The following is a 16,361-nucleotide window of genomic DNA, read 5'->3' as shown; positions in this document are numbered from 1 at the left end:
CCCTTACCCGTACAGGACGTTTTACATTTTATGAAGATAATTCGCCAGCTCCCATTCTGTAACCTGCATACAATAGTCGTGATATTCTTTCTTATGTGAGGCAATCGTTTTGGCTGTCAGATCTGCTCCCAGTACCTCCCGGATCAACGCATCTTTCTCCAGCTCGCATACCGCCTCCATAAGGTTCCACGGAAGAGCCTCAATATGCAGCTCACTGCGCTGTTTTTCTGTCATTGCCTGTATGTCTTCATCCACGCTGTCCGGCGGCAGAATCTGGTTCTTAATGCCGTCCAGCCCCGCTGCAAGCAATACCGCCAGCGCAAGGTACGGATTCGCAGAAGGATCCGGGCTTCTGAGCTCGATCCGCGTCTTTTCCCCGCGGACAGACGGAATACGGATCAGCGGCCCTCTCGTTTTCGCGGACCAGGACATGAAGACAGGCGCTTCATACCCGGGTACAAAGCGTTTGTAGGAATTTACAGTCGGATTGGTGATACAGGTAATGGCCTTCATGTGTTTCAGCAGGCCTCCCATAAAATAGTACCCTTCCCTGCTCAAACCGTTTTTATCGCTGCTGTCCTGGAAAATATTAGTGCCGTCTTTTGACAGTGACAGATTCAGATGCATTCCGGAACCGTAAGTTTCAATCTTAGGTTTCGGCATAAATGTAGCATGCAGGCCATGGCGTTTTGCGATCGTCTTAACGACCAGCTTAAAAGTCATAATATTATCCGCCGTGGCAAGCGCCTCGTCATAGCGGAAATCAATCTCATGCTGTGCAGGTGCGATTTCGTGATGGGATGCCTCAATCTCAAACCCCATATCCTCCAGTGTAAGAACCATATCGCGCCGCGCATTTTCTCCGTAATCCAGAGGTCCTACGTCAAAATAACTTCCTCTTTCATGTGTAATCGTGGTCGGTAAACCATCGTCGTCTGTGTGGAATAAAAAGAATTCACATTCCGGTCCGGCATTCATAGTATATCCCATTTTTCCTGCTTCACGTATGACTTGCTTCAGCACATGCCGGGGATCGCTTTCATAGGGTGTGCCGTCCGGACGGTACACATCACAGATGAACCGCGCCACCTTGCCCTGCTGCGGCCTCCATGGAAAGATCTCAAAGGTGCTTAAGTCCGGATATAAATACATATCCGATTCTTCTGTCCTTGAAAATCCTTCTATGGAAGATCCGTCGAACATGCACTCGTTATTCAGCACCTTCTCCAGCTGGCTCACTGTGACAGCCATATTTTTCATGGTTCCGTAGATATCCGTAAACTGGAGCCTGATAAATCCTACATCCTCTTCCTCTACCATTTCTAAAATATCTTCTCTCGTGTAATCATTCATAAGATATCCTCCTGACTGTTATCTGACAGTTTTATATGTTTTATACTTCTCCTATACTGGTTTCCCGCCAAAACGGCTTCTGATATGTCCTTTCACCATCTTCGGAGTCCCCGGAAAGAGTTTATCTGAAATTTAAAAATGGGCGTTCTCTCCCCTGAAGAAAACGCCCTTGTTTCGTATTATTATAACTATGTGCTGAAAAAATGTCAAACTTTCTTATCCGACTTTTTTCAATTTTTAATTTATCTTATGAATTTCCGGATTTTATCTATGAGTTTTTCAAACTCCCCACTGTGCACCTGGAGCTCCATTTTATCCTGCATGTTAAGGCTGCAGATTCCTAAAATTGACTTGGCATCCACAGTCATTCTTCCCTGCTTCATATCCAGATCTCCCTTAAACTCCTTGATCATCTGTACAAATTCCTGAATCTCGTTAACATTTGTAAATTCCACACTTACTTCATTTGCCGCTAATATTTCTCCCGCCATAGTTCTTACCTCCTGATAGCTTTAGAGTACCCATCTGTTCACATTAGATGGAATTGCGTGTTACGTGGCCTATTTTCATCACCGATTCAATATTGTACACTATCTTGTACAAAAAAGGAAGTCCTATTCTTAATTTTTTATCTGTCTTCCGGATGCATCCATATGGTAGTCCTCCTGATAAATCAGCCGGGAAACCGGTACCAGCTCATATCCTTTTTCCTGCAGTCCCGTGATGATATTTTCCAGGGCATCTGCCGTATATTTGGCCCCATTGTGGCAGAGTATGATAGAACCGTTCCGCAGGGATTTATTTTCCAGAATTGTATCAATGATATTCTGCTCCCCGTAGTCCTTCCAATCCAGACTGTCCACATCCCACTGAATCGCATGATAACCGCATTTCTCCACGGTCTGGATCACCGTATTATTGTAATCTCCGTACGGCGCCCGAAACAGCTGCATATCATAACCTGTAAGTTTCTTCACTTTGTCATGCACGTTCATGATTTCAGCCTCCTGCTCTGTTTCAGAGAGCTGACTCATATTCCGGTGATTCTCACTGTGATTTCCCAGATCATGTCCCGCCGCCAGGATCTTTTTGACATCATCCGGATACTTTTCCACCCATCCGCCCGTCATAAAGAATGTCGCATGGACATTGTGTTTGGCCAGAATGTCCAAAAGCTTCTGAGTAGACTCATTCCCCCATGCAGCATCAAACGTAAGCGCCGCCCTTTTCTCTTCTGTGTCCACGGAATAAACGGGAAGATCCCGCCCGCTCACATTGTTTGCCACCTTAACATGACCCGCCATATACTTCATCGAACATCCCAAAATCATAATGGCAAGAAATGCTCCAAAACTGACCTTGAATAGTCTTTGTCTCATAAAAAACTCCAGAGTATCTTTACTTATTCTTAGTATATGCAGCCGGGGATAAGAAATAGAATAGTTTCTTCCGCAAAGGGGTCAGACCCCTCTTACAGAGGGGTCTGACCCCTTTGCTCCCATTTCCATCCCCTGCACGCAGCTTCGGAACATCTGCGCCATGAACTCTGCGATCGCTTCCGGCTCTGCCAAAAACCCGTTCACTGCCCAGCTGCGGATGATGCCTTCGCAGCCATTGACAATGAATTCATACAGCCATTCCAGTCTTTTCTCCTCCATATCCGGATACAGTTTTCTCCAGGCATTCAGGGAATCCGCCCTTGCAAAATACATCATCCTGGCAAGGAATTCTTTGTCCCCGTATTTGCTGAACATGGCTTTGCACAGTTCTTCGTTCTCTCTTATTTTTTTCAATATCTCCAGAGGCAGAATGCCTGTATAGTTTCCCTGTTCCATATTACTCACCGACAAAAGTACTTCCTGATAGAATTCCTCCTCAATCTTATTCAGGAGATCGTACACATCCTCGTAATGGGCGTAGAAAGTAGCCCTGTTGATATCGGCTTTTTCGCAGATTTCCTTAACCGTGATCTTCCCAAGCGGCTTTTCTTCCAGCAGCTGGAGAAAACTGTGTCTTATCATTTTTCTGGTATACTTGCTCCTGCGGTCTAAATTTAAATTTTTCATAAACAATCAACACTTCTTTCTTTTTTGTTGCCTTACTGACAGATACACTGAATCTGGCGGTTGCCATCTTCTGATACCTTTATTATATTTAAAGTAAGAACAGAAAGCAACGCTGTGTTGTATATCTTACACCGAATTTATTTTTATCCACACACCTGGCGGCATTTGTCACGTATGTTCACGTCGGTGCTGTTTTATTCTCATCTGGAGGTGCTTATTATGAAAAATACGATATATCTCGTAACCGGAGCTGCCGGTCATCTTGGCAGCCACATTGTTTCTGAACTGGTGAAGCAGGGAAATACTGTGCGGGCCTTTATTCTGCCCTCGGAAACCGCACTGGTCTGTCCTGCTTCCCCGGCTCTGACCTATATTACCGGAGATATCTGCTGCCCGGATACGCTGGAACCCCTTTTTTCCATAGAAAACTCCAATCCGTCAAAGGATATCATCATGATCCACTGTGCCGGCCTGATCTCTATCTACGGTGGAAAGACACCCGGGGTTCGAGCCGTCAACGTGGATGGGACAAAAAACGTCGTGGACGCCTGCATCCGCCATGGCATCAAACGTCTGGTTTATGTCAGCAGCGTACATGCAATCCCCGAAGCACCTCAGCATGCCGTCATCTCCGAGATCCGCACGTTTTCCCCGGAGCATGTCACAGGTTATTATGCCAAAACGAAAGCAGAGGCCACTCAGTATGTTCTGGACAGCACTGCCCGGGGACTTGATGCGGTTGTCGTACATCCATCCGGCATCATAGGCCCGGCAGAACGCCCTGCAGGCAGCCTCCTGCACATGATAGCCAATTACACGAAAAAAGGCATGCCGTTAGCCGTACAGGGCGGATACGACTTTGTGGACGTGAGAGACGTTGCATCAGGGGCCATCAAAGCCGCGCAAAAAGGAAAAAGCGGGGAATGCTATATTCTTTCCAACCGCTTTGTTTCATTAAAAGAATTATTTACCGAATTGTCAGCCGCTGCAGGCCAGAAGAAACCCCGTTTCTTCCTGCCGGCCTGGACCGCTAAATGTGCGGCACCCTTCGCACAGCTTCACTATAAATGCTGGAAGAAAACCCCCGTGTTTACCCCCTATGCTTTGTACACCCTGACTTCTAACGGAAACTTCTCACATGAAAAAGCAAGCCGGGAACTTGGCTATCGTCCCAGGCCGCTGCGCCAGACCGTAACCGATATGATACGGCAGATTACAAAACATTCCGGTAAATAACAAAGTGTGCATCCCCCGGAGGGTTATTATGTTATAGAATCAGCCGGCACTGTCCGCAGGCAGCACTGCCAGTGCCTGGCTCCCCATCTCCAGATAGCGCTGTTCAGCCACTTCCTTTCTGTATCCGGTAACGCACTCGTCCTGATTGGGATCATTAAAATAATAATACTCTTCATCCCACCCCACCAGCAGCAGACAATGTTCCTCCGCAGGCCATGTATAATAGTTTCCCGTTTCCAGTATGGTCCAGCCTTTTCCCTCATAGGTCGGCTGCATGTCAATCGTCGCCCAGATAATCACCGGAACTCCCTGATCAATATATTCCTCCGTAATCTGTTCCAGCCGCGTGCCAGTCAGGTCTTTCACCTGCTCCGCGCCAGCCGCCGAAACGAGCGCATCATGGATCACCGGTGCAAAACAGCCGAACCCACTGCCCGTCCTGGGATCTCCGATAAAATAATCGTAGGGACTGTTGCCGTAATACTCTCCGTCCTTCTCATAATAAGTCCCAATCCTCAGATAATTGTCAATAAAGTCATCCACAGAAATATCATATCCTGCATACTGCAGCGCCATAACGGTGGTTACGCTCTCGCAGCCTGTAGGATAATCGCTCTGGCTCAGGAATGGAACCGACAGAATCTTCTTTTCTGCCTGCTTTTTGAAAGAGCCGGGCGGATTCTGCTTATCGCTGTCCTCCACCCGGCTCTCTGCTATTGCCGTTTCTTCATTTTCTGTAGCAGTCATATTTCTCTGCCCTGCTTTTGTATACAAAATACTGGCAGCCGCAATACCGCCAATCAGTATAATTCTGCCCCACGGCCTTCTATAACTGCTGTGTCTGCGTTTCTCTGCCATACTGCACCGCTGTATAAGCTTCTTATATATATTATAATCACTTAGGATTGTCCCATATTCTGAAGTACGCAAAATAACGGTGCATAAATTTTCTGCTTATCTCTTTACTTCCCGATAACTTCCAGAACGTCCTCTTTCTCCGGCATTGAACGGATCGCGCCTTTACGGGTAGTAATCAGTGCTGCCGCCGCATTTGCAAAGGTCATCATCTCCCCTAACTGCTCTTCCGTCAGATCCTCAATTCCATGCTCCAGCACATAGTTCAGTGAGCTTCCGCAGAAAGTATCTCCGGCGCCTGTTGTCTCGATTGTATTCATTGTGAAGCCGCCCCGCTCCACACGCATGCCTTTATAGTACGCGCGGCTTCCGTCTTTGCCGAGCGTCAGCAGAATCAGCGGAATATGGTATTTCTCCTGCAGATACTGGATTCCCTCATCATAATCCTCTTTCCCGGACACGAACTGGATCTCATTGTCGGAAATCTTCAGAATATCGCAGAACTGGAAACCATATTCCATCTGTTCCTTCGCCAGTTCCAGTGAACTCCAGAGCGGCGGGCGCAGGTTCGGGTCAAAAGAAATCAGAAGCCCGTTCTCTTTTGCTATATCCAGCGCTTTTTTCGTAGCCTCACGGACGCCGTCGTGTGTCATGGACAGGGTTCCAAAATGGAACAATCTTGCCTTCTTCAAAAATTCTGCATCAACCTCGCCGGCTGTCAGCTTCATATCCGCGCCCGGATTGCGGTAGAAAGAAAACTCCCGGTCCCCGTCAGGGAAGGTATGTACAAAAGCAAGCGTTGTATTCACATCCGCATCCATTTTTAAGTTCGAGGTATCAATTCCCGCTTCATCCAGCGTATTTTTCAGCAGAACCCCAAACTGGTCCTGCCCCACTTTTCCAAGAAATGCCGTCTTCTTCCCCAGCTTATTCAGCATGGCAAGCACGTTGCAGGGAGCGCCGCCAGGGCATGCCTCGAACATATTGTTTCCCTGTTCACTCTCACCATTCATTGTAAAATCAATCAGCAGCTCTCCCATTGCGATTACATCAAATTGCTTTTCCATAGACCTGTCTCCTTATTCCTGTATTTGTTATAAGTTTAACGCAAAACAAAACTTTATGCAATTCTTTTATAAAACTCTAATTAAAATAAACCAGTTCCTCTATCGCCTCATCATCCTCTATATGCTCTGCTTCCAGAACCGGCCCTACACCCCCGTATACAGAGACTCTAGCGAACCCGATTTTAGCCCGTATCTTTACCCACTGCCCTTTTTTCAGTTTCGGAGCATAGGCGCTTTTACATACATATCCCAGAAATGTAGTATCATCGGCACAGCAGGTCATTGCCATACGTCCCGGCATAAATACCTTTGACGGAAAGCCCTTGGGTTTGAGTACACGAGCCGTGAATTCCACGGTTTTCCCCTTATAACGGTCCGGATGATCCATCACATCCACATACCAGATGCCATAGTCCTCCCGTCGCACCTCAATAACAGGGGCGTCCAGATCGTAAGGGACATCATCCTCAAAAATATTTTCCACTTCCCCATTCTCATCCTCAAAAATCACTTCCGCCCGGGGACTCACTACCTTCACGCTGCGGCGGTACCCTGCCAGCGGCTTTCTGTCCGCACAGCGATTGAACACCACCATCTCGGAATCCCGCACCATCTCCACAAACAGCGGCTTCAGGTTCGTCAGATACATCTGGAATGTACTGGCATCCACTGTTGTCAGCTTCTGCTCTATTCCCCAGCCTTCTGGCAGTTTCATCTGTTCAAATTCACTGACCTTCCACATGCCGTTATACTCTACGACAACACGCTCAGGATGATACTTGCAGTCCATCTCCTCCAGCCACGCTTCGGTCAAATCTTTCTGCTCCCGGACACGTTCAATTTTCACATTGTACTCCAGCATTTCCTGCGGATCATACTCCTCTTCCCCCTCCTCGCAGAGAATCAAAAGAGTGTTTCCCTCAACCTGGAAATACTCCTGGGACAGAGTAAACTTTAAAAATTCTGTCTTACCGCTGTCCAGAAATCCGGTCATCAGATATACCATTACATCAGGTTCTGTCATTTCTAATCTCTCCTATCTTTACGGCTGCCTGCATAGTCACAGGAAGCCGTCAGGCTCCTGCTTATTTTATTCCAAACAGTTCCGCCAGTTTTTCTTCATTCAGATTTGAACCAATCACACAGAGTCTCCCCGTATATTCGGCAGCGCCGCTGCGCACTTCATGTTCCTCGGGGACCATATCAAAATAGATCCAACCGCCTTCACCTGCAACCATACCCTTTGCTCTGAGAATCACACCCAGTGATTCATCGGCTTCCAGGGTTTTCAAAATATTTTCAATTTCTTCTTTTGTATAGGTCTTTATCGTCTCCCTGCCCCAGCTTGAGAACACTTCATCAGCATGGTGATGTCCGTGGTCATGGCCGCACCCACAGGATTCCCCGTGCTCATGATGGTGGCCGTGCTCCTCATGGCCATGTCCTTCATGATGGTGCCCGTCTTCCCCATGGTCATGTCCTTCATGGCAATGATCATGTTCATCATGACGGCAGCATTCTTCAGCCTGACACTCCCCATGCCCCTCATGATGGTGCCCGCCCTCTTCATGACAACACTTATGTTCCCCATGATGGTGCCCGTGTTCTTCATGATCATGACCGCAGCCGCAGCTCTCCCCATGCTCATGGTGCCCGCCGCACTCAGGACATATAATCTCCGCTAGCAGTTCCTCCTCCAGCGTTTTGCTGTGTTCCATAGTCTCCAGCAGCTTATCCCCCGGCAGCTCCGCAATCGGCGTTGTAATAATCGGGGCTTTCTCATTCAGTTCCCGGAGAAGCCGATAACTTTCCTCCACTTTTTCCGGTTTTGCTTTGTCCGTACGGCTCAGAATAATGGCTCCGGCATATTCCACCTGATTGCTGAAAAATTCCCCGAAATTATTTCTGTAAAGCCGGCATTTCATCGCATCTACCACGGTTGTAAAGCTGTTTAACTCCGTATCTATCTCGCTCTGCACATCCTGCACCGCTTTGATGACATCCGAAAGTTTCCCCACACCGGATGGCTCAATCAGAATTCTGTCCGGATGGTACTTCTCCACGACTTCCTTCAGTGATTTTCCAAAATCCCCGACCAGTGAACAGCAGATGCACCCGGAATTCATCTCGCGGATCTCAATCCCGGATTCCTTCAGGAATCCGCCGTCTATCCCGATCTCTCCGAATTCATTTTCAATCAGCACAACCTGTTCGCCGCAGAATGCCTCTTTCAGCATTTTCTTAATAAATGTTGTCTTTCCGGCTCCCAGAAAGCCGGATATAATATCAATCTTCGTCACGATAACTGCCTCCTAATTCTCAATTCATTTCCAGCACGACAGGACAATGGTCGGAACCCATAATGTCCGTCAGTATCCCCGCATCAACCAGCCTGTCCTTCAGGCACTCTGACACGCAGAAATAGTCAATACGCCACCCCGCATTCTTCTCACGGGCACGGAAACGGTAGGACCACCAGGAATAAATCCCTTCCTGGTCCGGATAAAAATACCGGAATGTATCAATAAATCCAGCATCCAGCAGTTCCGTGAACTTCTGGCGCTCCTCATCCGAAAAACCGGCACTCTTGCGGTTCGTCTTTGGATTCTTCAGATCGATTTCTTTGTGTGCCACATTCATATCACCGGTGACCACAACCGGCTTGTTTTCTTCCAGCTTTTTCAGCCATGCGCGGAAGTCATCCTCCCACTTCATGCGGTAATCCAGGCGCGCAAGCTCATTCTGGGCATTCGGCGTATACACCGTAACAAAGTAAAAGTCTTCATATTCCAGTGTAATAACACGTCCCTCCTGGTCATGCTCTTCGATTCCAATACCATACACCACAGAGAGCGGCTCAATCTTCGAAAATACAGCCGTCCCGGAGTAGCCCTTCTTAACTGCATAGTTCCAGTACTGATGATATCCTTCCAGCTCCAGCGAAAGCTGCCCCTCCTGCATCTTTGTCTCCTGTATACAGAAGATATCTGCATCCGCCTGGCTGAAGAATTCCAGAAACCCTTTCTGCACGCATGCACGGATTCCATTTACATTCCACGATATAAACTTCATACAAACCTCCTTATCTTTTTCCCTGTACATATTATTCGATGTACCAGTACTCCTTAAGGCAAAAACATGCGGGAGCCGGATCACCGGAACAAAGGACTCTTTCTCCTTCCCCGTAATCCGACTCCCCGTCCTCTTGCTGCAGCCGCGCTTCAAGAATCCCCACAGAACAGCCTGTATCCATGTCCTGACGGTGTCTTACGCCTGCCGCGTCTTATGCTCATTTTATCTGCCTTCATTATAGTAAACTTCTTTTAAAAACAGTCCCCTGGCCGGAGCCAGAAATCCCGCATACTCCCGGTCTCCCGCTTCCAGCGCCGCAGCGGCCTCATGGGGTCTTTTTTCGCCCGTGCCAATCTCCAGCAGTGTCCCCGTCAAAATGCGGACCATGTGGTACAGAAAGCCTGTCCCGTAAAATTCCATCCGTATCTTGCTGTCCTGTTTCTCAATGATTATATCATAAATCGTCCGAATTGTGGACATTTCATCTTTTTTATCTGTAAATCCCGCAAAATCATGGGTACCAATCAAATATTCTGCCGCTTCTTCCATAGCGGGGATATTCAGTTCATAAGGATAATGATAACAGTATTTTCTGGTAAAAACATCCGGTTTCTCCCTCGTGTCAATGAAGTACTCATAACGTTTTCCCTTTGCATTGTACCGCGCGTGGAACCCGTTTTTTACGAGCTTCATCTCCTTCACACGAATATCCTCGGGCAGTGCATTATTCAGGCTGGCACAAAATCCCGTTTCCTCCACTTTTCCGGGCAGTACCATACTTGCCGTCTGCCCTTTGGCATGTACGCCTCCGTCGGTTCTGCCGGAGCCGTCAATTTCCGTCTGGCGCCCGGTGACCTCGGTGACAGCCCTCTCCAGGATTCCCTGAACGGTTTTCTCCGTGCTTTTTTGTCTCTGCCAGCCCTGATACCGGCTTCCGTCATATACTACCGTCAATTTATATGTCCGCATATTCCTCTACTTTCCGGTCTTTTAAAAAGAGCACCCTGCTGCACAGCATGCTGACCACATCCAAATCATGAGATACAAACAAATAACATATCTTTTCTTTTTTCTGCAGTTCTTTCAACAGTTCTATCATCTGTGCCTGTACCGTAACATCCAGTGCAGACAGCGGCTCATCGGCAAGAATAAACTTCGTCCCCGTAATCAGGGCCAGTGCAATACTCACCCTCTGGCGCTGCCCTCCGCTCAGTTCCCCCGGATAACGGCGGTAAAATTCTTTGGGAAGATGCACCTGCACCAGCATTTTCTCTGCCCTTTTCCTGCGCTCCTCTTTGGAATATCCCCCCTGGACCTTCAGCGGCTCTTCCAGAATCCAGCCGATGGTCTTTTTGGGATTCAGGGAACCAAATGGATCCTGAAACACCATCTGGGGGCGCTTTGTGTAATGGGTAATCTCCCCCTCATATTCTTTAAGCAGACCCAGGACACATTTGCACAGTGTGGACTTGCCGCTGCCGCTTTCACCGACCAGGCCGACAATCTCTCCTTCGTACAGTGTAAATGATATATCCTCCAGCACCTGCTTCTTTTGTTTTCCTTCTTTATAAAATGCATTTACATGCTTAAGCTCCAGTACTTTTTCTGCCATCTCACTCACCCGCCTTTGCTCTCAGGAGTTTATAAAAAGCGCTGCTCTTTGTCCTGCCCGGGATCGCCTGGATCAGCTCTTTTGTGTAAGGTGTCTGCGGGTTTTTAAAAATTTTCTCTGCAGCCCCCTCCTCCACAATCACGCCGTCTTTCATGACCAGTACACGGCTGCACAGCTCGTTTACGACCCGGAGATTATGTGAAATAAACAAGATCCCCATGTGATACTTTTGATTCAGCTTTTTCAGCAATTTTAAGATGCTTTCCTGTGTTCCCACATCCAGAGCCGTTGTCGGTTCATCTGCGATCAGCACCTTCGGCCTGCATACAATTGCAGCGGCTATCATAACGCGCTGCCGCATCCCCCCGGACAGTTCATGGGGGTATCTTCCATACAGATCCTCCTGATTCACCAGTTCCACGTCCTGAAGCGCCCGAAGCGCCTTCTCTCTGCGCTCTTCCTTAGACAGCTTCGTGTGCAGTACAAGCGATTCCTCCACCTGCCTGCCAATCTTCATCGTGGGATTAAGCGCTGTCATTGGCTCCTGGAATATCATACTGATATCCCTTCCCTGGATTTCCCGCATCTCTCTGGCTGACAGTGTTAAGAGATCTGTATCATCCAGAAATATACTGCCTCCATCCAGCACGGCCTGTTCTTTCAAAAGCCCTGCAATTGTCAGTGCCGTCATGGTTTTTCCGGAGCCGGACTCTCCCACGATTCCAAGGATTTCCCCATCCTGGAGGCAAAAAGAGATGTCCCGCACAACTTCCTGCAGTTCACCGTCCTGCTCAAAATGGATGGACAGATTTTCTACTTTCATCATGATCTTCCACCTCCGAATCTATCCAGAATCCCTTCGCCCAGCATCCCGGCCCCCAGCACAATCAGCACCAGGAAAAGTCCCGGGAACACAGCGCACCATGGTCCGCCTGCCAGATAGGTCTGGGATTCTGACAACATTCTTCCCAGGCTGGCATCCGGCGGCTGTACCCCGATTCCCAGATAACTCATCCCTGCTTCCGCAAGCACCGCGTTATTAAACCCGATGGTCAGCGCAGAAAGCAGCGCCGGCAGAATATTGGGGAGGATGTGTACAAACAGGATTCTGGGAGTGGATACCCCGATTAACTTTGCGCTGGTCACATAGTCCGCCTCCCGGCAGCGCATGAATTCTCCCCGCACAATTCTGGCGAAGCTGGGGATAAATGCGACCCCAAGCGCCAGCATGACCTTATATTTTCCGGTTCCCCACACAGTAATGATCACCAGCGCAAGCAGTACGCTCGGAAAAGCGGCCACTGCATCGTTGATCCTCATCAGCATCTCATCCAGCCAGCCCCCGAAATATCCCGTCACCGAACCTACAATGATGCCGATCCCGCCGCCAATCAATATCGTGCCGGCCGCTACTAAAAAAGTACTCCCGGCCCCGGCCAGTACACGGCTGAATACATCCCGTCCAAACTGGTCCGTGCCGAAAATGTGTGCAAGAGACGGTGCATTCAGTTTTATTGATCCCTGCATTGCCTCTGTATCATAAGGGGTCCAGAAAAACCCAAGCACGATCAGCCCAATCATGATTACGGTAAGAACCAGGCCAAATGTAAAGTTATATCCAGTTTTTCCCATTTTCCGCTTTTTTATTCGCTGCTTTTCCACATTCATACCTCTATATCTCGATCCGTTTGTCTAATTTCCGATACAGCAGATCCACAATCACATTAATTACCAGAATGATAACCGCAATCAGGACGATCACGGCTTCCACCACCGGATAATCCCGTTTTGAAATGGAGGATATCAATGTGCGGCCAAGTCCCGGTATCCCGAAGACCTGCTCAATCACAATACTGTTGGCAATCACATCCGCAATTGCCATGCCCAGAAATGTGATAACCGGAAGAATTCCGTTACGGAACGCATGCCTGACCAGCATTCTCCATGGACTGTTTCCCCGGCTCATGGCTGTGCGCATATAGTCTTTATGCATCTCGTCCAACAGGGAGTTTCTCAACATCTTCGTAGTCATCGCCGCCTTGGGAAGTGCGATCGCAATGGACGGCAGGACCAGATATCCCAGAAATCCTCCCACACTCTCTGTATAAGATACGTATCCCCCGGGTGTAAACAATTTAAAAATAAGACCGAACAATACAGTGAAAATAATTCCGATAAAAAATGGCGGGATCGACATGGTAATCTGGTTCAGAATCAAAAACAGCTTATCCACTAATTTATTAGCATATCTCACACTCAGCAGGCTGACCGGTATGGAAAACAGCAGAATAAAAAGGAATGCCATCACTGTCATCGCTGCTGTAACGGGCAGTTTATCCCCGATCATTTCTTTTACCGGAACCTGGTAAGAATAAGAGGTTCCCATGTCTCCTGTAACAAAATCTTTCACCCACTGTCCATAACGCTGCGGCAGGGGACGGTTCAGCCCCATCTCCTCCCGCAGAGCCTGGACCTTGCTCTCCGTAGCTTCCGTGCCGAGAATCGATCTCGCCGGATCCCCTGGAATCACTTCAAACGCAAGGAAGGCAAGTATACTGACAATTAATAATGCGATTATAAGACCTGCTATTTTCTTTAAAACAAATTTCATACTTACCTCCCCGGGGCCAGATGCATCAATACTCATTATGCCCCATTCTGCGTTGGAATGTGTATCCCCTGAAACTGCATGTAATCCATACCGCCCCGAAGCTGTATAACAAGTTCAGACAAGTCTGAACTGTTACGGGACTGTATACTATTCAACCATATAAATTGCCGCCATATCCTGCACATACAACGGATAGAATGTATACCCGTCATATTTATCGCTGACCGCCACCAGATTCGCAAGATCCTGGATATATACATTGGCCGCCTTCTCTGCAAGAATGCCTTCCATTTCTTTATACAGTTTTGTCTGTTCTGCTTCATCGGTGGAAGAGATTGCTTCTTTAAACTTGCTGTCATACTCTTCGTCTTTAAAATTAATGAAGTTGCCGCTGCTTACGGATGTAAATCTTTCCAGCATTGCGCGGGCCGACAGATTGGAAGCGTCAACACCCACGACTGTGGACTGATAATTACGCCCCGCATAGACATCTTCCAGCCATGCTTCCCACTCAATCGGCTTAATGGTCACATTGACACCGATATTCTTCAGTTCTTCTGCGATGATCTGTGCAGTATCCACATGGGGCTGGTCTGCAGAGCTAACCGTAATCTCCAGATCAAATCCGTCAGGATATCCTGCCTCTTTGAGCAGTTCTTTTGCTTTCTCATAGTCCTGCTCATAGTAATGTGCATATTCATCGTCATAATACTTTTTCAGGCCGGGATACATACTTGTTCCAATACGCACGCCCTTCCCGTCGGCCATCATATCCATAATTTCATCCGGGTTAATGGCATAACAAAGTGCCTGTCTCACCTTCTCATTGTTCAGAGGCTCTGTGTCGTTGTTTAAATACAGCGCCTGCACCAGGTTCATGGTTCCCTCTTCAATGTGGAAACCATCCGTCAGTTCTGCCGCCTGGCTGGAAGTCAGCCGCATTGCCATGTCAATAGATCCACCCTTGAGATTCGTTACCAGCATGTCTGCATCGGCCACGATCCTGAATTCCACCTCGTCCAGATGTGCCTTTTCTCCCCAGTAATCCTCATTTTTCTCCAGGATTACATTTTCCTGAGGGCTGCGTGATACATACTTGAACGGCCCGGTTCCAACCGGCACTGTCTCCAGCGCATCATAATCTTTCGGGATAATCGCAGTCGTCATATAGGCAAGAAATTCCGTATTCGGTTCCGTGAGGCGGATCTCCACTGTTTTTTCATCCAGAATATTCACACTTTCTATAATAGAATACGCTGATACCAATGGATCACCATTTGACGTATCAGCGCATCTGTCTATAGAATATTTTACATCTTCCGCCGTCACGTCATTCCCATTATGGAACTTCACCCCATCACGCAAAGTAAAGGTGTATACCTTTGCATCATCCGAAATTGCATAATCGCTCGCTACGGCTTCAATTAAATTACCATCTTTATCCGGCTTCACCAAGCCTTCATAAATGTTAAATAAAACCTCTTTTGTTCCTGCCGCAACTGCTTTGTGTGGGTCAAGACTGTCCAAATCCTGGGATATACCTACTTTGATACTCCCGCCCTCGACTGGGTTTCCTGAAAGTTTATTCTCCGTCGTTGACTTCTGCTTCTCCTTGTCACCTGAACATCCGCTCAGTGCAACAGTTACAGCCATAGTAAGCACTAAAAGAATCCCTGTTACTCTTCTTTTCATGATTGTCTCCTTCTTCAAATAACCTTCATTATTAAATTGTCGATTTCATTTTATAAGATTTGACACGTTTTGGCAAGTACTTAATTAAGGAATCAGCGACGAGCTTTAGTCTCGGCGCGGATGGGGGACGCTTCATGACAGGGATGCCGGGGAGGTACTGACGGCGCGTAATCGTACATCTACAAGAACGAATTTAGTGCCGCTTATCAGAACGGGGGCACTATTTTAAATTTACTGGAAAAGCCTATTTTTAACCTACTGCGGATATGAAAATTACGCCAATTCTATTCCATCCGCTGGCCCGGTCTGGTATCCAACCGGGGAAAGAGTTCTTTCCTATCGGCGGATGAACCTAGCTTACCGTGAGCCGGGACGGACTGTGAAAAGCACCTGTCCTGTTGGAAATGCTTTTAGCGAGCATAGCGGCAGTTAGAGGAAAGCCGTGAAATCAGTCAGAAAAAATCTGCTTCCGAAGCAGATTTTTAGAACGCCTGAGGCGTTTAATCATCAGATTAAACGGTGAATGCGTTCGGTTCTGATTGATTTTGCGGATTTCCTCTTACTGCCGCTTAGCGCAGCGGCTGTATTTCCAACAGGACAGGTGCTTTTCACAGTCCGTCCCGGCTCACGGTAAGCGCCCCCTTCGTCCGCTCCCGAGGCTAAAGCTCATGAGCTAAAACTTATGCAGCATTTTTTACGGCGTCCCTGAAAAACATGACAGCCGTATACAGCATCACTACTATAATAATCCATGTCAGGACCTCCAGCGGAAGTGACCGTACAATGTAGAATGCAAT

The 16,361-nt window shown here is 47.9% G+C and carries 16 protein-coding genes; 1 reads left to right on the top strand and 15 read right to left on the bottom strand.

The window, feature by feature from the left end; all coding sequences use genetic code 11:
- Window positions 1-21: 21 nt before the first annotated feature.
- The 4 genes from glnA to HMPREF0240_RS23285 all read right to left on the bottom strand — a co-directional run bounded on the left by glnA (window position 22) and on the right by HMPREF0240_RS23285 (window position 3,419).
- The gene (gene glnA / locus HMPREF0240_RS03570; protein WP_009002082.1) at window positions 22-1,353 is read right to left on the bottom strand and encodes a type I glutamate--ammonia ligase; all 1,332 of its coding nucleotides are present in this window, start codon (window positions 1,351-1,353) and stop codon (window positions 22-24) included.
- Between the two features lie 242 nt (window positions 1,354-1,595).
- Entirely contained in the window at window positions 1,596-1,844 is a 249-nt protein-coding gene (locus HMPREF0240_RS03565; RefSeq protein WP_009002081.1) for an HPr family phosphocarrier protein, read from the bottom strand.
- A gap of 129 nt (window positions 1,845-1,973) precedes the next feature.
- Window positions 1,974-2,732: a polysaccharide deacetylase family protein gene (locus HMPREF0240_RS03560; RefSeq protein WP_035312329.1), complete on the bottom strand. Its 759-nt coding sequence runs from the start codon at window positions 2,730-2,732 to the stop codon at window positions 1,974-1,976.
- Between the two features lie 81 nt (window positions 2,733-2,813).
- A complete protein-coding gene (locus HMPREF0240_RS23285) occupies window positions 2,814-3,419 on the bottom strand; it encodes a TetR-like C-terminal domain-containing protein (protein WP_050794474.1) in 606 nt (201 codons plus the stop codon).
- Window positions 3,420-3,638: 219 nt separating this feature from the next.
- On the opposite strand from HMPREF0240_RS23285, the gene HMPREF0240_RS03550 reads away from it, so the two are divergent.
- Window positions 3,639-4,655, top strand: coding sequence for an NAD-dependent epimerase/dehydratase family protein (locus HMPREF0240_RS03550; RefSeq protein WP_009002078.1), 1,017 nt, complete (start codon window positions 3,639-3,641; stop codon window positions 4,653-4,655).
- A 39-nt stretch (window positions 4,656-4,694) separates the two neighbouring features.
- Here HMPREF0240_RS03550 and HMPREF0240_RS03545 read toward each other — a convergent pair whose 3' ends face one another.
- The 11 genes from HMPREF0240_RS03545 to HMPREF0240_RS03495 form a co-directional block, all read right to left on the bottom strand.
- On the bottom strand, window positions 4,695-5,513 hold the full coding sequence (locus tag HMPREF0240_RS03545) for a C39 family peptidase (RefSeq protein ID WP_050794473.1): 819 nt from the start codon (window positions 5,511-5,513) through the stop codon (window positions 4,695-4,697).
- A gap of 104 nt (window positions 5,514-5,617) precedes the next feature.
- Window positions 5,618-6,577, bottom strand: coding sequence for a carbohydrate kinase (locus HMPREF0240_RS03540; RefSeq protein ID WP_009002076.1), 960 nt, complete (start codon window positions 6,575-6,577; stop codon window positions 5,618-5,620).
- Between the two features lie 76 nt (window positions 6,578-6,653).
- Complete coding sequence (locus HMPREF0240_RS03535; RefSeq protein WP_009002075.1) at window positions 6,654-7,601, bottom strand: GTP-binding protein; 948 nt, start codon at window positions 7,599-7,601, stop codon at window positions 6,654-6,656.
- 61 nt (window positions 7,602-7,662) lie between these two features.
- Entirely contained in the window at window positions 7,663-8,877 is a 1,215-nt protein-coding gene (locus HMPREF0240_RS03530) for a CobW family GTP-binding protein (protein WP_009002074.1), read from the bottom strand.
- Window positions 8,878-8,896: 19 nt separating this feature from the next.
- On the bottom strand, window positions 8,897-9,649 hold the full coding sequence (locus HMPREF0240_RS03525; protein ID WP_009002073.1) for an exodeoxyribonuclease III: 753 nt from the start codon (window positions 9,647-9,649) through the stop codon (window positions 8,897-8,899).
- Window positions 9,650-9,871: 222 nt separating this feature from the next.
- Window positions 9,872-10,618, bottom strand: a complete 747-nt coding sequence (gene truA, locus HMPREF0240_RS03520; RefSeq protein ID WP_009002072.1) for a tRNA pseudouridine(38-40) synthase TruA — start codon at window positions 10,616-10,618, stop codon at window positions 9,872-9,874.
- Window positions 10,605-11,261, bottom strand: coding sequence for a dipeptide/oligopeptide/nickel ABC transporter ATP-binding protein (locus HMPREF0240_RS03515; RefSeq protein ID WP_035312327.1), 657 nt, complete (start codon window positions 11,259-11,261; stop codon window positions 10,605-10,607). The genes truA and HMPREF0240_RS03515 overlap by 14 nt, the downstream gene beginning before the upstream one ends.
- Before the next feature lies 1 nt (window position 11,262).
- On the bottom strand, window positions 11,263-12,087 hold the full coding sequence (locus HMPREF0240_RS03510) for an ABC transporter ATP-binding protein (RefSeq protein ID WP_009002070.1): 825 nt from the start codon (window positions 12,085-12,087) through the stop codon (window positions 11,263-11,265).
- The gene (locus HMPREF0240_RS03505) at window positions 12,084-12,923 is read right to left on the bottom strand and encodes an ABC transporter permease (protein WP_347462545.1); all 840 of its coding nucleotides are present in this window, start codon (window positions 12,921-12,923) and stop codon (window positions 12,084-12,086) included. Before HMPREF0240_RS03505 ends, HMPREF0240_RS03510 begins: the two co-directional genes overlap by 4 nt.
- Before the next feature lie 10 nt (window positions 12,924-12,933).
- Window positions 12,934-13,872: an ABC transporter permease gene (locus HMPREF0240_RS03500; protein WP_035312325.1), complete on the bottom strand. Its 939-nt coding sequence runs from the start codon at window positions 13,870-13,872 to the stop codon at window positions 12,934-12,936.
- Between the two features lie 147 nt (window positions 13,873-14,019).
- A complete protein-coding gene (locus HMPREF0240_RS03495; RefSeq protein WP_009002067.1) occupies window positions 14,020-15,564 on the bottom strand; it encodes an ABC transporter substrate-binding protein in 1,545 nt (514 codons plus the stop codon).
- Window positions 15,565-16,361: the final 797 nt, after the last annotated feature.

It is taken from the genome of Clostridium sp. D5 (assembly GCF_000190355.1).
GTDB lineage: Bacteria > Bacillota > Clostridia > Lachnospirales > Lachnospiraceae > Faecalicatena > Faecalicatena fissicatena_A.
Note: the sequence above shows the minus strand (reverse complement) of the source record. Positions and strands in the feature narration are given on the sequence as shown.